This is a genomic window from Pseudomonas retamae, assembly GCF_043496865.1.
Taxonomy (GTDB): domain Bacteria; phylum Pseudomonadota; class Gammaproteobacteria; order Pseudomonadales; family Pseudomonadaceae; genus Aquipseudomonas; species Aquipseudomonas retamae.
The window spans coordinates 379,415-397,654 of sequence record NZ_JBIEIL010000002.1 but is presented as its reverse complement, the minus strand read 5'-3'; the positions used below and the strand labels follow the sequence as shown (position 1 = coordinate 397,654).

Here is an 18,240-nt window from a genome sequence, read left to right as displayed (position 1 = left end):
ATTACCCCAATCCAGGGGATTGCCATGCAGCGACTGCAAGCACAAGAAACCACTGCGCCGCACGCCTCGGCAGCAGGCAAGGGCTGGCGCGAACAGTTCAATCTGCTGCGCTGGTTTTCCCTCGCCAGTTTTTTCATCATCGCCGCCGTCGCACTGGGGCTCGGTTACGTCTCGACGCGTTTTGTGGTCACCGAAAGCGTCGAACGCGACGCCTTGCTCACCGCGCAATTCGTCCAGGCCATCGGCGCTGCGGAAATGCGCCACGCCAACATCAGCCCGGCGCGCACCATGGGGGAAATGCTCGATCCGCGTCAGGACGGCAACTACGCCGACGTTGAGCCGGGGGCGCATGCGGCGGCCCGCGCCGAGTTTCTTGATCACGTTGCGCACCTGCCGGACATGTTGCTGGCCACTGTCTATGCGCTGGATCGCACGGTGATCTGGTCGACCAACCCGGAACTGATCGGCGTGCGCATCGAGGATGACGACGAACTCGACGAGTCGTTCGAAATGAAGGTGCCGGTGTCGTCGAGCTACCACAAGATCGACGAGGAAAAACCCGAGCAGCGCCTGCTGCGCGAGCCGAAATACCTGTTCATCGAGAACTACATTCCGATGTTCAACGCCGACCAGAGCAAGGTCATCGCCATGGTCGAGGTATACAAGGAGCCGGCGGATCTGGTCGATCGCATCGACCGCGGTTTCGCCTCGATCTGGGCGGCGACGTGTTTTGGCGGTGCGGCGATCTTTCTGGCGCTGTTCTGGATCGTGCGGCGGGCGGCGAAACTGCTGCAGAGCCAGCAGCAACAACTGATCAGCAACGAAACCTTCGTCGCCCTCGGCGAGATGTCCTCGGCAGTGGCGCACAGCCTGCGCAATCCGCTGGCAACCATCCGTTCCAGCGCCGAACTGGCCCAGGAAATCGCCAGCCCCGGCGCGCAGCGCAACATCGGCGACATCATCAGCCAGGTCGACCGCATGTCGCGCTGGGTGCGCGAACTGCTGGTGTCGCTGCGGCCGATGAGTGACGACGGCGAGGCGGTGGATTTGCTGATGGCGGTCGAGGACACCATTGGCGCTTTCGATGCCTTGATCAAGCGCAGCAACGTCGAGGTGCGCTTCCAGGCGCAGAGCTGCCTGCCGGTGCTCAGCCAGAAAGTCCTGCTCACGCAAATCCTCAACAGTCTGTTTGCCAATGCGCTGGAAGCCATGCCCAAGGGCGGGGTGCTCAGCGTCGACTTCGAATCACCGCAACCGGACCGTGTGCGCATGACCCTCAGCGACACCGGCAAGGGCATGAGCGCGCAGCAGCAACTGTTGGTGTTCAAACCGTTTTTCACCACCAAGCAGGGCGGCCTCGGCGTCGGTCTGGCGTTGGTCAAACGCATCATGGAGCGTTTTCAGGGCTCGGTCGTGCTGACCAGCCGCGAGCAGGAGGGAACCCGCGTCAGTCTCAACTTCAAAGTGGCATCGGGAGGGGAATATGGAACACAGCATTCTGCTGGTCGAGGATGACGAACTGCTGGCCGAAAATATTCAGACCTACCTGGAGCGCAAGGACTTCGAGGTGACCGTCTGCCATTCGGCTGAAGACGCGCTGGAGCAATTGAACAGTTACATGCCGGACATCGTGCTCACCGACAACTCGCTGCCGGGCATGAGCGGTCACGATCTGATCCAGAAGCTGCGCATCAGCGCGCCGGATCTGAAAGTGATCATGATGACCGGTTACGGCAACGTTGAAGATGCCGTGGTGGCGATGAAGGAGGGCGCCTTTCATTACGTCACCAAGCCGGTTGCGTTGCCGGAGCTCAAACTGCTGCTCGACAAGGCGCTGGCCACCGAGCGGCTGGAGCGCACGCTGTCGTTCTATCAGGAACGTGAAGCGCAGAAATCCGGGGTGCAGGCACTGATCGGCGACTCGCCACCCATGCAGTACTTGAAGAACACCATCGGTCAATTGCTCGACGCCGAGCGGCGCATGGCCAACACCGATCTGCCGCCGGTGCTGGTCGAGGGCGAAACCGGCACCGGCAAGGAACTGGTGGCCCGCGCGCTGCACTTCGACGGCCCGCGCAGCAAAGGCCCGTTCATCGAATTCAACTGCGCCTCGATCCCGTCGAATCTGGTCGAGTCGGAGCTGTTCGGCCATGAAAAAGGCGCGTTTACCGACGCCAAGGATCGCCGGGTCGGGCTGGTGGAAGCGGCGGACGGCGGCACGCTGTTTCTCGACGAGATCGGCGAAATGGATTTGCTGTTACAGGCCAAGATCCTGAAGTTGCTGGAGGACCGCACCATTCGCAGGGTCGGTTCGGTGAAGGAGCGCAAGGTCAATCTGCGGGTGATCAGCGCGACCAACTGCAACCTTGAGCAGATGGTCCAGCAGGGTAAATTCCGCCGTGATCTGTTTTTCCGCCTGCGGATCATTTCGATCAAGGTGCCGCGCCTGTACGCGCGTGGTGATGACATTCTGCAGCTGGCGCGGCACTTCCTCGCCAGCCACGGCAAGCGCTATGGCAAACCTGATCTGCACTTCAGCCAGCAAGCCGAGGAGCTGCTGCTCAGTTACACCTGGCCGGGCAACGTGCGCGAGCTGCGCAACATGCTCGAACAAACCGTGCTGCTGGCGCCGAGCGACACCATCGCCGCGCATCAGCTCAATGTGTGCATGAGCCTGGTCGACGAGCCGCCCATGCATATGCACGAAGTGCCGACCCATTACGAACCACGGCCGGCGAGCAATACCGAATCGATGAACCTGCCGGAAGTCGAACGCGACATGGTGCGCAAGATGCTCGACAAGACCGACTGGAACGTCACCAAATCCGCGCGCCTGCTGGGCCTGAGCCGCGACATGCTGCGCTACCGCATCGAAAAGCTCGGCCTCGCCCGGCCGGACAAGCGGCAGTGGTAAAGCAGATGCAGCGCATCGTCCCTGTGGGAGCGAGCCTGCTCGCGAAGAGGCCGTGTCAGGCTGTATCAATTCTGACTGACACACCGCCTTCGCGAGCAGGCTCGCTCCCACAATGGTTTTGTGCCCGGCCTGCTGGTGTGGATGCAGCAGGATTATTCTGTGCCTGCAGAAGATTTCGAATCAGGATCAATGCTGCTGCCGGCTCAAACACTCCAGCACACACGTCGGATCCAGCACCTCGTCATTCACATAAATCCCGCGCTCGGCATCGTAGGTGCGGATAAACACCCGCACCGTCGCATCCGCCACGGTCGGCAATTGCGAATCGGTAAACTCCTGGCCTCCTGGCAGGACGATAAAGTCTGCCGGCGCGGTGTCCTCGTAAGGCCTGGGCGGCGTAGCGTTCAGCGAATACGGGGCAGGGTGGGCAAAGGGCTGGTTGGGCCCGTAGTAAATGAAATTGCTGTCCAGCGCTTGCGCCTCAGTGGCGAGCAGACAGCCAATCAACAGCAGCCGTTCGTACTTTTGCATGGCGGCACCTGCGAATGCGGTTTTCCCCAAGGCTGTTAACTATAGCCGTGATACCGCTTACAAGTTTGCAACACGGCCGATTGCCAGGCTGATCTAGACTCTGCCCCGCTCAATCACGAGCATTGTCTGGAGAGCGCCATGGAAGTGCCCGAAAACAAAAGAGCCATCGAGAGCAATCGACAGGCCTGGAATGATTCCGCTCAGCACCATCAGAATTCGCCGGACTGGCAGGCCTTGCTCCGCGACGTCGCGCAGGCGGACTTTTCCTGTCTCGACGCCACCCTCAGCGGTTTGCTGGACGTCAACGGCAAGGATGTAATTCAACTGGGCTGCAATAACGGCCGAGAAAGCCTGTCGCTGTTTGCCCTGGGGGCGCGCAGTGTGGTCGGCGTCGATCAGTCGGCAGCCTTCCTCGAACAGGCCCGCGCGCTGAATGCTCGCTCACCGCATCATGCCGAGTTTGTCGAAAGCGATATCCATCATTTGTCTGCGTCATTGCATAACCGGTTTGACGTCGCCCTGATCACTATCGGCGTTCTCAACTGGATGCCCGACATTGGTGAGTTTTTTCGTCATGTCGCGCAGGTGCTGAAACCGGGTGGCAAGCTGGTGATCTACGAGATCCATCCGTTTCTGGAAATGCTCGATCCGGCCGGCGAAGACCCTTACCGCCTCGCCAGCTCGTACTTTCGCGCCGCGCCGTTTGTGCAGCAAGAGCCGATTGTCTACGTCGGCAAGATTGAACAGCAGGCGGCGAAGTCGTACTGGTTCGTGCACACCCTCGGCGCGATTTTCAGCGGGGTGATCGGGGCAGGGTTGAATGTTGCGCACTTCAGGGAATATGCGCATTCGAATCGGGAAGAGGTGTATGACCGCTATCTGAATCGAGAGGCGCAGATGCCGATGTGTTTTACCCTGGTGGCGAGCAAGGTCTGAGGATCTTTATTGCGGGGACTGGGCTCTTCGCGAGCAGGCTCGCTCCCACAAAGAACTGGCGCTGTGCGCGAGACCAATGTGGGAGTCTGCTCGCCAAGAGATCCAGGGTCGCATCAGAACTCAGGAAGCCGAGTGATTGATCACATGCCCCGGTTGTGCGCAAAGGTCCATGCCGAGGGCATGAATCACTTTCAGAACTGTATCGAAGCGCGGTTTTGCACCCGGCGCGAACGCCTTGTACAGACTCTCGCGGCCCATGCCTGAGCTTTTGGCTATCTGCGTCATTCCACGGGCCTTGAGCACATGGCCGATCGCGCGAAGGAACTCCTCGTTATCTCCGTCAGCGAGTACCTGAGACAGGTATTCGCTGATGGCTTCGTCGCTGTCCAGCATTGATGCCATGTCGAAATTGGTTAAAGCCTGACTCATGGTCATACCTCCTTGGCCATTTTTTGTGCGCGGAGGATGTCTGCGCTTTGTGAAGATTTGTCGCCTCCGGCCAGCAATATGATCACTGCACCGTTGCGTATCGTGAAATACACCCGGTAGCCTGGGCCGACATCCAGGCGCATTTCAGAGACTCCGTCACCTACCGACTTGGCATCGCCGAGATTGCCGGTTGACGCCCGATCGATACGCCGGGCGATGGCCACTTTGGCCCGAAGGTCTCGTATCGAGCGGTGCCAAGCCTGGAAGGTTGCGGTTTGCTGAATAAGATAAGTCATAACTTGACTGTATCCAAGTAGATACGGTTAAGCAGTCAGCCAGGTCTGTAGTGAATGTTGGAGATTTCGTCGGTGAATGTAGGCAAGAAAGCAATGGCTTGTGGGAGCAGCGAGTGTGGCTACCGGCTTCATCACGAGCGGGCTTGATGGCCCAGCTATCCCTGTGGATGTACTCGGTTGCGCTGTGGGCCTCCGGGCGATGGCTTTTTTTCAGGCGCTGAATTTTGGTTGCTGTGTACATATCCGTTGCTTCGGGTGCTGCGGCTGGCGGTTTCGCCTGACGGCGACTCACTTTTTTTCAAACGCCAAAAAAAGTAAGCAAAAAACGCTTGCTCCTACGTACGGCCCTCGCAGGCTCGGGTTCCTTCGCTGCGGGATCGATCCGGGCGCAGCGGCTACGGTTTGCTGCGCTGCACCTCCTTCCGCTGTGTCTGGCTACGCCAGACGGTCGCTGCGCTCCCACGCCCGGATCAATCCCTCCACTCAGCCTTCCGACGTCGCCGGTGACGCAAGATCAAGATCAAGAGCACGCGAGCTAACGCTCATTGTTGAGTGGTTAGAAGCGGGTGGTTGGCTTGGGATTTCGGTGGATTCGCCCCTCACCCCAGCCCTCTCCCCCAGGAGAGGGAGCCAATCTGCTTTGGCTTTGAAAATCGCGTACAACTCGGTATTTCAGGCCGGCGCACCTCGCCCAAACACCACGATCAGTTCCCTCTCCCTCCGGGAGAGGGCTAGGGTGAGGGGCTTTTGATTTTCAGGCTGAGTTCAAGCAGCTGCCTGACCTCCGCCATCGCCAGCAGGCTGGCTCCCAAAGGTTGACGACGCTCCAACTGAAAAAATGCGATCAAACTGTGGGAGCTTGCCTGCAAGCGATGGCGGCCGGGAGGCCGCCGCCACTTCGAGATGAATTACGCCTGCGCCGCCGCGCTGACAACGGGCTGCCGGGGTTTGCGCAAGGGTTCCAGGCGTGACCCTTCGTAGTGGGTTTCGCGGAAAAACTTCCAGCGGCCGAACAGGCAGTAAACGTGTTGCACGCGCCCCTGTTCCTGATAACCCATGCGGATGTGCAGTTTCAGCGCGGGAATATTGTGTGTTTCGCACACATCGACGACCTTGTTGCAACCCTGCGCCGCCATGGCTTCCCACAGCGCAACCTGCACGTCCACCGACAAGCTGCTGCCGAAATAGGCGCGGATCATCTCGCCGCCGAATTCGAAGAATTCACCCGGTTTGACCGGGAAGGTGCAGCCGTAATAGTGCCGGTCGTGGTAGTCGCGGGTGCTGCCCCAGATGAAACCCACCGCATGTCCCTCAGCGTCCAGGTACATGTGCCCGGTGTGGCCCTCGGCGGCGAGTTCGGCCATGGTGCCGACGCGATCGCCGAAGTGTTTGCTGAACGCGATGGCGTTCTGCGGGGTAATGTCGACTTTGCGCAGCCCGTTGTAAGGGCGCAGCTTGTGCGGCGGCACCGGGCTGACCAGGTCGCGCTCCATCCACAACAGTTCCCAATGGAAGAACACGTAGCGTTTCCACAACGTGCCGAAGGTCCGGCCCAGGCCTTTTTGTCTGATGCGTTCTTGCAGTTTTTCAATGATGCTCATGTTGCCCCTCCTGGGTCTAAGCCCGGGTGTTGTGGTGGGTGCCCTGCGTTGTTGTGTCAGTACCGTGGTGATTCATTCCGGCGCCAAGGTCGGCGTAAGAGATGCGCGCAACCCCTTTCAAGCCTTGTTCCAGGACCTGACTCAGGGACTCCCCGGGGTCGAGATAGGCATCGCCGAAATCGATGCCGAGCCGGGTCGGGTGAGCGACGATTTCCAGCACGCCGTCTGCCGGCATCGCGCCCTGGCGCAAATCCGTCGGCGTGCAGACGTAGTCGGCGGTGACGCCGGCGAGGCCGCGCAAACGCCTGTTGAGCAAGCCCTTGAATACGCGCTTGGGCAGGTTGAGGTTCTGCCCCAGGTTGCGCGCCAGGCGAATCGGCACGCCGTGCTGCGCGGCGAAGCGCGCGACGATTTCGCCAATCGGCCAGATGTTGTGTACGTGCTGATGCGAGTCGATATGGCTGGGGCGCAGGCCGTGGTCGACACAGTGCTGCCACTGCGCCTGCAATTCCTGGCGCACCGCCGCGCGATCCTCTCGCCCAAGCCACAGGCTGTGGCGCGGCAGGCTCAGGTCGAACACGCCGAAGTCGTCACAAAAGGTGCGCCGAGCCAGAATCGCCTGGCTCAAGGGCCGTCCGTAAGTCAGGTTGAAATGCAACCCGATCCGCCCTTCGAGCCGCGGATTGCGCGCCATGGCGCACGCGGCTGCGAACGCCGGCATGTTGGCCATCGCCGTGGCCGAGCTGATGAGACCGGCCTGAAACGCGGCGAAGATCACTGCGTTTTCGTTGGGGCTGAGACCGAAGTCATCAGCGTTGACTATGACTTGGCGAGGCATGTTCGCCCTCCGTGGTGATCGCGACAGGTTGAACGACGGGTGCAGGTTTGCGCGCGCGTTTGGCGCGCCATTGCTGTACCAAGGGTTTGCACCGATACCACAGGCGCAGCGCCAGCCCGAGCGCCAAGCCACTGGGGCGCCACGAGTAGAAACTCCAGCGCCAGTGTTCCAGTTGCCCGGTCATGCGTTCGTGCAGTTGATGGGTGGAGTTTTCCAGGCTGACGCGCGAGGCGTCGATCCAGCGCCAATGCTCGTCCAGGCCCCAGCGGATCCATTCTTCGAGCAACACTCGACCGCTGCCCAGATCGGCGTACTGCGGCAGGAACGCGAGGTTGTAATCGTAGAGCCGGCCCTGTTCGAGCAGGCCGAGGCGATAGCTGATGCAGCGGCCGTTCAATTCCAGCATCACCACCCGCACCAGACCTTGGCCGGCGAGGGCGGTGAAGGCGCGTTCGACCCATTGGCGGCTCAGCGGCGTGGCGAAAATCCCCACGCCTTCGTCACCTTTCCAGCTCACCGCTTCGACTTCGCTGATGATCCGTAGCAGCGGTCCCATGCTCATCGCGTCCGGAGTGATCCGGCGTACCTCGGCGCCACACGCGGCAATCCGCTTGCGTGCCCGGCGCAGCTTGTAGCGCGGATCGCCGGAGACTTCCTGATGATCGGCCTCGCTGATCAGATGCACCGGCACCCGGCAGCTCAAGCGCCGCTCGGCGGTGGAACTGTGTGCCATCCATTCGGTGAGGGCGCTTTCGGCGCCGACCGGCTCGGACAACTCGTTGAGTTGCAGCAAGGCATGGGGCAGGCGCTGACGAATCAACACCAACGCCTGACGCATGTCATCGCCGCCGAGCAACGACAGCAAGGCCAGGCGATCGGCCAACGGATAACCCAAGTGATGCAGCACGCTAAAGGGCAGCCCGGCAAAGCGTTCGCGACCCGCCACCAGCGGCAGGCACAGGCGCAATTGGTCCGCGTCCCAACCGAGCAGAACATGCAGGCGCTGATTCTCGCCCAGAGCCTGCTCGGCCGCGCACAACCAGCCGAGATGGTTGAACGGCGTGTGGTCGGTCACACGCAGGCGCAGCGCCTCGTACGCGGTGGCCGGGAAGTCGGCGGCGCACAGCGAAGTGCGCCATTCGAATCGCATCACCATAGGTTCAGGTCGCCGTGGCTGTGACAGGTGGACGGGAGGGTTTGCGCAGCGCGTCCAGGCGCGAGCCGCTGTAGCGGGTTTCGCGGTAGAAGCGCCAGCGGCCGAACAGCGTGTAGATATTCATGATCCGCTGCTGTTCGGTATAGCCCATGCGCAGATGCAGCTTGAGCGCCGGGATGTTGTGGAACTCGCAGACGTCGACGACTTTGTTGCAACCTTGTGCGGCCATGGCTTTCCACAGCTCCAGTTGCAGGTCAACCGACAGCTCGGTGCCCCAGTAGGCGCGGGCCAGTTCGCCGCCGAATTCGAAGAATTCGCCGGGCTTTACCGGGAACAGGCAGCCGTAGTAATGCCGATCAAAATAATCGCGCGGCGTACCCCAGATGAACGCCACGGCATCGCCTTGGTCGTCGACGTGCATGTGCCCGGTGTGACCTTCCCGGGCCAGTTCGGCCATGGTCCCGACACGGTCGCCGAAGTAGCGCGCGAAGGCGCTGGCGTTGTCTGCGGTGATCTTCTTCACCCGCAGCGGCGGGTAAGGTTTGAGGCTGTGCGGCGGTACCGGGCTGACCAGGTCGCGCTCCATCCACAGCAGTTCCTGATGGGCAAAAAAGTAGTGTTTGCCGATTTTGCCCAGCGTGTTACGAAGGCCTTTGCGGCGAATATGAGCGGTGAGTTTTTGCCAGACATCCATGATTGTTTCTCCAGATGAGGTCGCCTTGCGCGGCGCAAGGCTCGCGGGGCAGAGCATCAAAGGGCGGCTCATGAAGCGCTCCAGTTCAGGGCAAACAGGGTCTGCCCCGGCAATTCGAAACGCACGCGCCCGTTTTCACAGGCAAACGGTGCGTCGCGGCTGCGATTGTCGGCGCCGAAATAACGCAGGGCGCCCTTGTTCAGCGGGCACCTGGCGCCGCTCAGATCGACGCGTTGCAGGCGCGTGCCTTTGTTCACGCCGAGCAGGCTACGCTGCGCGTCATCGGCCATCGCCAGCACATCGACTTCAAAGGCGTCGTTGTCCAGTTGCAGCACTTGCCGCAGCCAGTGCTGTGCAATGAATTGTTGCGCCAGGCCCACCGGTTTCAACTCGACGCGATCGTCGCCGAGTACGCGCAGCATGCCTTTGGGGTACTGCGGTTCATCGGCAGCCTGGAACCAGTTGAGCATGGTCAGCAAGCCATCCTGCGAGGCGTTGATCACCACCGAGGCCCACCACAGCGAGGTATAGTGGGTTTCCTGATCGTAAGGGCTGAGGCTGGAGCCGCTGGACAGGTTGGTCTGGTCGAGCAGCAAGGCCTTGCGCGGCTGACCCTTGGCGTCAAGCCCGACCAGTTCAGCGGCGCGGCGCACGCTGTCGCGGTAGACACGGGTGGCGAGCAGGTCGCGAATCATCCATTCATGCCAGGCCAGTGCGTCGACCTGATCGGCGGATTCGCTGAGCAAGCGCCGCGCCCAGTCGATGCCGCGCTTGTCTGCGGCGTTCTCGGCAAACGGCCCGTTGACCAGCCGCGAGCTGGCCGGCATGGCAATGCGCACGCCGGCTGCGGCATTCGCCGGATCGCTGCGCACCTGGCGCGCCATGCTGGCGAAAATCGCCTGATACTGCGCGTAGTTCGAATAGTTGAGGTTGGGCTCGTCGGCAAACCCAATGTAATGCGTGCCGTTGCCGCCGAGTGCGCGGGTCGCGGTCAGCCATGCATCAAGGCCGCTGGTGCTTTGCCCATCGGCGCGCAAATCAGCCTGGCGCTGACTGCCCGCCAGCAGGGTGATGTCCTGACGGATGCCGAAACGCTCCTGATAAACCCGGCGGAAGGCGTTTTCAAACTGCGGATTTTTCGCCGTGACGTCGACAAAACTGTAGTAACTCGCCGCCGTCGGTTGCAGCGCATCGAGGGCGGCGTGGCTGGCGGTCGGCGGCATCACGTAGGGCAGGGCGATGCCCAGATCCGGCGTGCGCCCGACAATTGTGTCGTGCAGCACCAGCCGCGTCTGCCCCGGCTCTTCACGCAGCGGTTGCAGTTGTTGTGGATTCTGCGCGAACAGATTGGCCGTGCCATCAAGCCAGAACGCCGCTTTGCCGCTGCCTTGCAGGCTCAAGCGCCAGACCTGTTCGCGGGGGCTGACCGGCAATGCCAGTTGATCGAACTGCCAATAGGCACGATAGGGTTTGAGCGCCAGTGTCAGGGTCTGCTGGTCACCGATACGCTGCGCCTGCAAGCTGCTGACGCCACCGTGAAACTTGCCGGCGAGCACTGCGCGTTCACCCGCGGCGACTTTGAAATACAACACATCGCCGCCATGGGTTTCGGCACTGAAATGCACCTTGGCCGGGGCGAACAGCGCGACGGTACGTTCGTCGTGCTCGACGCGATAATGGCGGAAGCTGTAGCCGGGAATCTCCAGCCGATAACTGGCCGCGCCGGGCACTAAAGGCCAGCTCTGCGTGCCCCGTACCTCGCTGGCCTTGATCAAACGATCGGCCTGCAACTTGCCCTGACCGTCCAGCAGATACAGATGTTCTTCGTTGGCGTCAGCCTGCCACGCCGGCGTCCAGCGTACGGTCAACGTGTCGGGGCGATCGGTTTGCAAATAGAGACTGCCGTCGCGGATTTCACCCCAGCGCATCGACGCGGCAAACGCGTCCAGCGACAGACCGAGGCCGAACAGCAGGGCCAGATGCCTCATGCCGTCCTCCGTTGCAGCATCAGCCACATTGGCAGAACGTCGCGCGGCAGGATGATCAGCGTCTGCCAGAACGGCACGCCGCTCAAACGGCAATACAACACCAGCATCGCCACGGTCACCGCCAGATAAGCAATCGACGAGGCGGCTGCCGCGCCGACGATGCCGTACGCCGGAATCAACACCAGGTTCAGCGCCAGATTCAACAGCGCGCCCAGGCCCATCAGCAACGACACCGTGCCGGGGCGGTTTTTGCCCAGCAGGTCCAGGCGCAGAATGCTTGCATAGCACAGGCCCAGCAGCCCCGGCAGCAGCGCCAGCAGCGCCGGATAGGCCGGTTGATAAGCCGCGCCGAACAGGGTGACGATCAACCATTCGCCGATCAGCGCCATGCTCAGGCAAGCGCCGAGCATCACCGTCGCGGTCAGCCGCAGCGCCAGCGGCGTGACCTTGTCCATGCCTTCGTCCTGTTGCAGCAGGCGTTTCATCAGCGGCGTGGTGACCGCTTCGGGGACGATCAACAGCAATTCGGCGGCCGCGCTGGCCATGGCGTAATGACCCAGTGCGGTACTGCCGAGCAGGGCGCCGATGAACAGATAATCCGAACGCAGGATGACCTGCTGGAACAGCAGATCTGGATGGCTGCGCGCGCTGTAGCGCAGCAGTTCGTTCTGGCTGGCGCGATCCCATTGCAACTGCAGCGGTTGTGCGCGCTTGAGCCAGACCCAGCCGGCCAGCACCACCAGACTGATCCCGGCCAGCCAACTGATCAGCGCCGCCTCCAGCGCCGCGCTTTGCCACATCCAGAACAGCGCGACGAACAACAGCAGCGGCGCCAGCGACTCGATCAGTCGCAAGACGTTGAACGCGACCACGCCGCCCGAAGCGTTGTGCAGGGTCAGCAGGCCGCTTTTCAACACCGTCAGCGGCACGGCCAGCAGCAGCAGCCAGGCGAGCAGCCCTAGTTGCATCGTCACGTCCAGTTCGCTGCCGAATTCACGCACCAGCGCCACCACCAGCAAGGTCAACAACCCCGCCAACAGGCAACCGAACACCAATACCTGACTGAGCAACAGGCCCATCGGCCGTTGCTTGGCTGCCTGATAACCGACCGCCGAATTCAGCCCGCCACTGGTCGCCGCGCTGATCAGGTCCGGCAAGGTACTGAGCAAGGCGAACAGGCCGCGCTCGCTCGGTCCGAGAATCCGCGCCAGCAGTACGTTGCGCAGCAAACGCAGGGCAATCATCGCCAGTTTGGTGCCCATGCTCAGCGCCAGATGCTTGAGGTAGTGGCCGCGACTCATGGCCGCGTCCCCCGAAAGATTCGCCACGACAGCAATTGCGGGTTACGCGCGCTGCGCTGGCTGACGCCGAAACGCGGCAGATTGAGCGGCTCGCCTTCGCCGCGATAAATGCCGGTGCCGGTGCCGAGCGCAAACGGATAATCGTGATTGGCGACCTGTTCGCGCACGCGTTCGTCGTTGTCGCCGTTGGGGTAGCAATACACCGGCAGCGGCCGGTTGCAGCCATTGTGCAAGGCATCGCGGCTGCGGCTGATTTCTTCGCTCAGGCGCACATCGTCCAGGCCGGTGAGGATCGCGTGGCTGGCGCCGTGCGGGCCGAAGCGCACCAGGCCACTGGCCTCCAGCGCCCGCACCTGATGCCAGTCCAATGCCTGCGGTTGCGATTCCTGCGGGCATTGGTCAGTCAGGCGTTCGAGTTCTTGCGGCGCAAGCGCCTTCAATCCTTGCAGGTAATGCAACAGCGTCAGGCTGCGGCGCTCGACGTCGATGTCATCGAGCAGCACCGGCAGCGGATGGTGCGTGGCATGCAGGCATTCAATCAGGTGCATCCGCGCCTTGTCGCCATGGCTGCCCCACAAGGTTTCACCGACAGCTTCCCACCAGAAACGCTGACGGCTGCCGATGAAATCGGTGGAGAGGAAAATGCTCGCCGGCACTTGATGTTTTTGCAGCAGCGGGAACGCATTGACGGCGTTGTCGCGCCAACCGTCGTCGAAGGTCAGCGCCACGCGCGGGCGCTCGGTGCGCAGTGAGTTGGGCTGAAGAATCTCCATCAGCGGTACGCAATCGAAATGCTTGCGCAGCCACACCAGCAAATGCTCGAAGGCTTTCGGCCCCACACACAATTCGTTGCGATGCGGCAGGTCGGCGGCGCGGTCGTTGCCCAGCACGCGGTGCAACATCAGAATCACCCCGGCTCCCTGCAACTGGTTGCGGCCTACTGGCGAATGCAGATAGAGCCAGCCACTGGTGCGTTTGAGCAGTTGTTTGATCGCCATCGCCTCAGCCCTCTCTTAACGGTTCTGTTCCGGATTCCACTGCGCATACCGCTGGCCGCGCAGGAACTGCCACAGGCCCAGACTCATCCCGGCAAGGGTGACCAGCAGAAACGCGGCGAGACGAAAGGGTTTCGGCAAACGGTGCTGAGCATCGAGCAACCCGGCAATCGCTATCGCGTAGCCGAACAGTTGCGCGATCAGGCTCAGGCGATAAAAGCCGTGTTCCTGCCACAGCCAGAAATTGCTCAACAGCAACGGCAGCAGGAGGATCGGTGCCAGGCGGCGGATCAGTTTGTGGCTGATCAGCGCCAGCGAATACAGGCCATGCTTGAACGGATTGAGCAGCTCGCTGCGCTGCGCCAGGCTTTGCAGGCCTCCGACGGTGACGCGCTGGCGCCGACGGAATTGCTTGTCCGCTTCATCCACGCCGTGGTCGATCACCTGCGCTTCGGGCACATAGACGATGCGTTTACGTGCCACCGGTGCACAGGTGCTGATAAAAAAATCGTCGTTGACCTCGGCCGGCACGTTCTGAAACAGCTCCCGACGCAAAGCGAGCAGGGCGCCGTCGGCGGAGACCATGCAACCGGTGCGGTTCTCCACCCGGCGCAACCAGCCTTCGTAATGGCGATACAGGCTGTCGCCCACGCTCAAGCCACCGCCGGTAACCGGAATCACCATGTGCCCGGCACACGCGCCAACCTGCGGATCACTCAGCGGCGCAAGCAAATGGCCGAGGGTGTCGCGTGACCACTGGTTGTCGGCATCGGTGAACACCAGAATATCACCCGTGCTCAGCGCTGCGCCGGCGTTCAGCGTCGCGGCTTTGCCCTGGCGCGGCAGGTCGAGCACGGTAATGCGTGGGTCGACCACCTTTTGCGCGCAGGCCACGGTGTCGTCGGTCGAGCCATCGCTGGCCAGGATGATCTGCAACGCAGCCGGCTGATAATCCTGCGCCAGCAGCGTGCGCAACTTGTGCTCGATGTGCCGCGCCTCGTTGTGCGCAGCAATCACGATGCTGACATTCAGTGGCGGCGCCGGCGCATGCCGCCATGCCGGGAACAGCGGTGCGAGCAGCGTCAGCAGCAACGGATAGCCGATATAGGCGTACACCGGCAGCAACAGGCACATCCAGAAAATGACTTCAGCCACGGGCAGGCCTCCTTGCGTTCCACTGACACAGACTGAGAATGAAAGCGGCGCCGGCCAGGTGCAGGCGCAGCCAATGCAAACCCCACAATTGCAGGGTCAGGACGGGATCGCGGTGCTTGAGGCTTTGCCGCACGCTGAGGACCAGGCCCGGCATCACCGTCAGTGCGATCATCACTGCGGCATGGTGCGGGAAACCGTCAAACAGGGCCGAGATCGCCAGAAAGTCCAGCAGCCAGACCAGCAGCGACAACGCCGGAAAACGCAGCAGGCGCACACTCATGCCATGGCTGCGCAGCAATTGCAGGTGGCTGCCCTGACGCCACATTTCCTTGCCCATCCATTCGCGCCAGTTCATTTCGTAGCCCCAATGCAGGGCCACCTTGTCGTTGACTGACAGCAAGCGTGCGCCCTGTTTGTGCAGGCGCAGGGTGAACTCCTTGTCTTCGCCGGTGCGCAGGGTTTCGTTGAAGCCACCGACCTTGTCGAACCACGCGCGACGCATCAGCAAATTGGAACTGGGCAGCCAGTCGACGCTGTGCCAGGCCTGATGTGCAGGCGCCGAAGCACGACGCTGCCACGCCGTGGCGAACCATGGCGCCTCGGCCGGCGTGTGCAGACTCAGGCCGAAAACGTCAGCCTGGCCGCTGGCTTCGATGTCGAACAAGGGTGCCAGCCAGTTCTCCGGCATCTCCACGTCGGCATCGATGAACGCCAGCCATTCACCGCTGGCAACCGCCGTGCCGCGATTGCGCAAGGCGCCGATCAGCAGCCCCGGCAGGCTCAGCACGGTCGCGCCGAACTGACGGGCAATGTGCGGGCCCTGATCGGTTGAGCCGTTGTCGACCACGATCAGCTCGCACTCGACATTGGCCGCGTGCGCGGCTTTTTGTGCCGCCAGCAAGGTGCGACCAATGTGCCGCGCCTCGTTGTACATCGGAATGACGATACTGATGCGGCTCATGCGCGGGCCTCCGGATTCAAGGGTGCCTGCTCGGCCTTGAGGCGCAGCACGCTGGTCAGCGCGAGCATGATCCACACGTATTTCTGGTTTGGCGCGCTGAGGAACATCAGGAACAAGGTCAACGACAGAAAGCTCACGCCCAGGTGCGTCATCAGGTCAGCCTGTCGCCAGTCCCGGCGCAGCAGCCAGGCCGCCCGCGCCCGGACGAGGTTGTAGACACCGAGGCCGAGCATGCCGACGAAAAACAGCCCGGCAGGTACGCCCAGCTCACTGAAGATTTCCAGATAGGTGTTGTGCGCGCGGCGGTACAGGTCGCCGATCTTGCGATTGGCGGAAAACGCCTTGGCATAACCGGTGGTTGCGTAATGCAGCGGGAAGGTGCCGGGGCCGGTGCCGAGCAACGGGTTCTCGCGAATCATCTGGCCACCGACGACGATGTACGACGCACGACGGCCGAGGGATTCGTCCTGTGCCTTGGCACCGGCGCTGAGGATGCTCAGCGACTGGATTCGCGCCAGGTAACCGGCTGGCATCGCGTAGATCGCCAATGGAATCACGATGGCCGCGCCGAGCATGGCGAAACCCAGGTGCCGTGGCCGAATCCGCGTCAGTTGCGCGCGGTAGTGCCAGATGCCGATCAGCAGGCTCAGGGCCAGAACCACCAGGCCGGAGCGCGATTCGGTCTTGGTCATGCCGCCGAGCAACAGCAGGCAGCAGCCGCCCCAGAACAAACGGTGCAGCAGATTCGGGCTGCGGATTACCAGCAGCAGACCAAGAGGCACTGCGAAGGCGATCAGCATGGCGAAGGCGTTGGGGTCTTCCAGCAGGCCGGCTGCGCGGCCCTGATCCTGGAATTTCACCGAAAACATTGCCATCGCACAGGTTGCGGTTACGGCGAGTGTCACCAGACGTGCGAACAGTTCGAGGTTCAGCTCGCGACCGATCAACAGGGTGATGAAAAACAGGATCAGGCCCACGCAAAGTTCGCGCAAATGCCCCAGCGACATGCCCATGTCATCGGTGTTGAGCAGGCTGAGGAAGTACAAAACCATGAAGCCGATCAGGCAGCGCCAGATATTGCTGCGCAGGCGTTCCGACGGGATCTGGTGCAGCGCCAGTTGCAGCATGACGATCACCGCCAGCGAAGCGCCGATCAATTTGCTGCCCGACAGCGAACTGTCCTTGAAGAAACCCTCGAACGGCACCAGGGCGACAATGCCGAGCAAACCCCAGCTCGGTTTGCGGTACAGCACCGCAAAACCCACCAGGCCCAGCACCGCACCCGGCGCCAGATAGGGCCAGGGGCTGACCAGCAAACCAAGGCTGACCAGTGCGAACAGACTGACGATCGAGAGCGGGAAAATCATGCGCGTGCCTCCCGTGCCGTGCGGATGTACAGCTGCGACCAGCGTTCGGCCAATGCCTTGAGGTCGTAGCGTTCCTGTTGTGTGCGTTTTGCGTTGTCGCGCAATTGCGCGGCCAGCTTCGGTTCAGCCAGTAAGGTGTCGAGCTGGCGGGCGAGGGCGGCGGTGTCGGTCGGCGGCGCAAGCAGTCCGTTGTGGCGGTCCTGCAGCACATCCGGAATGCCACCGACTGCGAACGCCACCACCGGCACGCCGGCCTGCATTGCTTCAAGCAGAATCATCGGCGTGCCCTCGGTGCGCGAGCTGATCACCAGTGCATCGAGTTGCTGCCACCACGGTTGCATCGCCGTTTGGTAACCCGGCAGGCGAATGCGCATATGCAACCCGGCGTTGTCGATTCGCACCTGCAGCGCCTCGTGTTCCGGACCGTCGCCGAGCATCACTGCATCCAGTTGCGGATGCTGGTGACACAGCGCGATGACCGCGTCGAGGAACAGGTCCGGGCCTTTCTCGCTGCTCAAGCGGCCGACGTAACCGACCAGCCAGCGTTGCCGGCCAGCTTCGGGAACCACGGCTGCTGCGGCAGGCAAGCCATTGGGGATCACCTGCAGTTTTTCTGCGCGAACGCTGGCCTTGCGGTGCAGCGCGGCGATGCTTTCCGCCACGCAGACCACCCGGTCCACGGACGCCGTGCGGCACAGTTGCAGGCTCAGCCAGGTGTAGAACTTCTGCTTGCGGCTGCGCGGGGTGAAGCCGTGCTGAGTGATCACCAGCGGCAGGCGCAACAGCGTCGCCGCGACCCAGCCAAACAGCAGCCCTTTGAAATTGTGCGTATTGAGCAACGGTTGTTCAGCGCGGCGCTGGCGCACGTGCCGCAGCAGATCAGCCAGCCCGGCACACCCGCGACAATCCACCCCGGCCTCGCGAAAGCGCTCGATCAGCGCCGGCGGCGCATCGAGAAACAGCACCTGATGCTGTCCCGGCGTTGCCAGACAATGATCCAGCAACATCCGCTCGGCCCCATAGAAACCGCCGCTGCTGAGCACATGCATGATCGGCAGCGGGGCGGTCGGGGTGCAGA

The 18,240-nt window shown here is 62.1% G+C and carries 17 protein-coding genes; 3 read left to right on the top strand and 14 right to left on the bottom strand.

Going from position 1 to position 18,240, the window contains the following annotated elements:
• Positions 1-24: 24 nt before the first annotated feature.
• Together ACGSLL_RS04945 and ACGSLL_RS04940 are read left to right on the top strand one after the other, a co-directional pair.
• Positions 25-1,515, top strand: a complete 1,491-nt coding sequence (locus tag ACGSLL_RS04945; RefSeq protein WP_394503731.1) for a sensor histidine kinase — start codon at positions 25-27, stop codon at positions 1,513-1,515.
• On the top strand, positions 1,484-2,914 hold the full coding sequence (locus tag ACGSLL_RS04940) for a sigma-54-dependent transcriptional regulator (protein ID WP_394503729.1): 1,431 nt from the start codon (positions 1,484-1,486) through the stop codon (positions 2,912-2,914). The genes ACGSLL_RS04945 and ACGSLL_RS04940 overlap by 32 nt, the downstream gene beginning before the upstream one ends.
• Before the next feature lie 186 nt (positions 2,915-3,100).
• Here the strand turns inward: ACGSLL_RS04940 and ACGSLL_RS04935 are convergent, their stop codons facing one another.
• Positions 3,101-3,445, bottom strand: a complete 345-nt coding sequence (locus ACGSLL_RS04935; protein ID WP_394503727.1) for a hypothetical protein — start codon at positions 3,443-3,445, stop codon at positions 3,101-3,103.
• Between the two features lie 138 nt (positions 3,446-3,583).
• Here ACGSLL_RS04935 and ACGSLL_RS04930 point away from each other — a divergent pair, with 138 nt between their 5' ends.
• Positions 3,584-4,381, top strand: coding sequence for a class I SAM-dependent methyltransferase (locus tag ACGSLL_RS04930; protein WP_394503725.1), 798 nt, complete (start codon positions 3,584-3,586; stop codon positions 4,379-4,381).
• A gap of 120 nt (positions 4,382-4,501) precedes the next feature.
• Here ACGSLL_RS04930 and ACGSLL_RS04925 read toward each other — a convergent pair whose 3' ends face one another.
• The 13 genes from ACGSLL_RS04925 to ACGSLL_RS04865 all read right to left on the bottom strand — a co-directional run bounded on the left by ACGSLL_RS04925 (position 4,502) and on the right by ACGSLL_RS04865 (position 18,211).
• Positions 4,502-4,810, bottom strand: coding sequence for an addiction module antidote protein (locus tag ACGSLL_RS04925; protein ID WP_394503723.1), 309 nt, complete (start codon positions 4,808-4,810; stop codon positions 4,502-4,504).
• 2 nt (positions 4,811-4,812) lie between these two features.
• Entirely contained in the window at positions 4,813-5,106 is a 294-nt protein-coding gene (locus ACGSLL_RS04920) for a type II toxin-antitoxin system RelE/ParE family toxin (RefSeq protein ID WP_394503721.1), read from the bottom strand.
• Between the two features lie 908 nt (positions 5,107-6,014).
• Positions 6,015-6,707, bottom strand: a complete 693-nt coding sequence (locus tag ACGSLL_RS04915) for a GNAT family N-acetyltransferase (protein WP_394503719.1) — start codon at positions 6,705-6,707, stop codon at positions 6,015-6,017.
• A 16-nt stretch (positions 6,708-6,723) separates the two neighbouring features.
• Positions 6,724-7,545 carry a carbohydrate deacetylase gene (locus tag ACGSLL_RS04910; protein WP_394503717.1) on the bottom strand — a complete coding sequence of 274 codons (822 nt, stop codon included), beginning with the start codon at positions 7,543-7,545 and terminating at the stop codon, positions 6,724-6,726.
• Entirely contained in the window at positions 7,517-8,701 is a 1,185-nt protein-coding gene (locus tag ACGSLL_RS04905) for a GNAT family N-acetyltransferase (protein ID WP_394503715.1), read from the bottom strand. The genes ACGSLL_RS04910 and ACGSLL_RS04905 overlap by 29 nt, the downstream gene beginning before the upstream one ends.
• Before the next feature lie 4 nt (positions 8,702-8,705).
• A complete protein-coding gene (locus tag ACGSLL_RS04900; RefSeq protein WP_394503713.1) occupies positions 8,706-9,395 on the bottom strand; it encodes a GNAT family N-acetyltransferase in 690 nt (229 codons plus the stop codon).
• 68 nt (positions 9,396-9,463) lie between these two features.
• Positions 9,464-11,383 (bottom strand): hypothetical protein, encoded by a 1,920-nt coding sequence (locus tag ACGSLL_RS04895; RefSeq protein ID WP_394503711.1) that lies wholly within the window; start codon positions 11,381-11,383, stop codon positions 9,464-9,466.
• Positions 11,380-12,684, bottom strand: a complete 1,305-nt coding sequence (locus ACGSLL_RS04890; RefSeq protein WP_394503709.1) for an oligosaccharide flippase family protein — start codon at positions 12,682-12,684, stop codon at positions 11,380-11,382. The genes ACGSLL_RS04895 and ACGSLL_RS04890 overlap by 4 nt, the downstream gene beginning before the upstream one ends.
• The gene (locus ACGSLL_RS04885; protein ID WP_394503707.1) at positions 12,681-13,682 is read right to left on the bottom strand and encodes a polysaccharide deacetylase family protein; all 1,002 of its coding nucleotides are present in this window, start codon (positions 13,680-13,682) and stop codon (positions 12,681-12,683) included. Before ACGSLL_RS04885 ends, ACGSLL_RS04890 begins: the two co-directional genes overlap by 4 nt.
• A 15-nt stretch (positions 13,683-13,697) precedes the next feature.
• Positions 13,698-14,834 (bottom strand): glycosyltransferase, encoded by a 1,137-nt coding sequence (locus ACGSLL_RS04880; protein WP_394503705.1) that lies wholly within the window; start codon positions 14,832-14,834, stop codon positions 13,698-13,700.
• Complete coding sequence (locus tag ACGSLL_RS04875) at positions 14,827-15,795, bottom strand: glycosyltransferase (protein WP_394503703.1); 969 nt, start codon at positions 15,793-15,795, stop codon at positions 14,827-14,829. The genes ACGSLL_RS04880 and ACGSLL_RS04875 overlap by 8 nt, the downstream gene beginning before the upstream one ends.
• Positions 15,792-17,162 carry an O-antigen ligase family protein gene (locus tag ACGSLL_RS04870; RefSeq protein ID WP_394503701.1) on the bottom strand — a complete coding sequence of 457 codons (1,371 nt, stop codon included), beginning with the start codon at positions 17,160-17,162 and terminating at the stop codon, positions 15,792-15,794. Before ACGSLL_RS04870 ends, ACGSLL_RS04875 begins: the two co-directional genes overlap by 4 nt.
• Positions 17,159-18,211 carry a glycosyltransferase family 4 protein gene (locus ACGSLL_RS04865; RefSeq protein WP_394503820.1) on the bottom strand — a complete coding sequence of 351 codons (1,053 nt, stop codon included), beginning with the start codon at positions 18,209-18,211 and terminating at the stop codon, positions 17,159-17,161. Before ACGSLL_RS04865 ends, ACGSLL_RS04870 begins: the two co-directional genes overlap by 4 nt.
• Between the last annotated feature and the right edge of the window lie 29 nt (positions 18,212-18,240).

Bases quoted from the DNA above. Each gene is read 5' to 3' on its own strand.
- ACGSLL_RS04945 (WP_394503731.1), top strand. From the start codon at position 25: ATGCAGCGACTGCAAGCACAAGAAACCACTGCGCCGCACGCCTCGGCA.
- ACGSLL_RS04940 (WP_394503729.1), top strand. From the start codon at position 1,484: ATGGAACACAGCATTCTGCTGGTCGAGGATGACGAACTGCTGGCCGAA.
- ACGSLL_RS04935 (WP_394503727.1), bottom strand. From the start codon at position 3,445: ATGCAAAAGTACGAACGGCTGCTGTTGATTGGCTGTCTGCTCGCCACT.
- ACGSLL_RS04930 (WP_394503725.1), top strand. From the start codon at position 3,584: ATGGAAGTGCCCGAAAACAAAAGAGCCATCGAGAGCAATCGACAGGCC.
- ACGSLL_RS04925 (WP_394503723.1), bottom strand. From the start codon at position 4,810: ATGAGTCAGGCTTTAACCAATTTCGACATGGCATCAATGCTGGACAGC.
- ACGSLL_RS04920 (WP_394503721.1), bottom strand. From the start codon at position 5,106: ATGACTTATCTTATTCAGCAAACCGCAACCTTCCAGGCTTGGCACCGC.
- ACGSLL_RS04915 (WP_394503719.1), bottom strand. From the start codon at position 6,707: ATGAGCATCATTGAAAAACTGCAAGAACGCATCAGACAAAAAGGCCTG.
- ACGSLL_RS04910 (WP_394503717.1), bottom strand. From the start codon at position 7,545: ATGCCTCGCCAAGTCATAGTCAACGCTGATGACTTCGGTCTCAGCCCC.
- ACGSLL_RS04905 (WP_394503715.1), bottom strand. From the start codon at position 8,701: ATGGTGATGCGATTCGAATGGCGCACTTCGCTGTGCGCCGCCGACTTC.
- ACGSLL_RS04900 (WP_394503713.1), bottom strand. From the start codon at position 9,395: ATGGATGTCTGGCAAAAACTCACCGCTCATATTCGCCGCAAAGGCCTT.
- ACGSLL_RS04895 (WP_394503711.1), bottom strand. From the start codon at position 11,383: ATGAGGCATCTGGCCCTGCTGTTCGGCCTCGGTCTGTCGCTGGACGCG.
- ACGSLL_RS04890 (WP_394503709.1), bottom strand. From the start codon at position 12,684: ATGAGTCGCGGCCACTACCTCAAGCATCTGGCGCTGAGCATGGGCACC.
- ACGSLL_RS04885 (WP_394503707.1), bottom strand. From the start codon at position 13,682: ATGGCGATCAAACAACTGCTCAAACGCACCAGTGGCTGGCTCTATCTG.
- ACGSLL_RS04875 (WP_394503703.1), bottom strand. From the start codon at position 15,795: ATGAGCCGCATCAGTATCGTCATTCCGATGTACAACGAGGCGCGGCAC.
- ACGSLL_RS04870 (WP_394503701.1), bottom strand. From the start codon at position 17,162: ATGATTTTCCCGCTCTCGATCGTCAGTCTGTTCGCACTGGTCAGCCTT.
- ACGSLL_RS04865 (WP_394503820.1), bottom strand. From the start codon at position 18,211: ATGCATGTGCTCAGCAGCGGCGGTTTCTATGGGGCCGAGCGGATGTTG.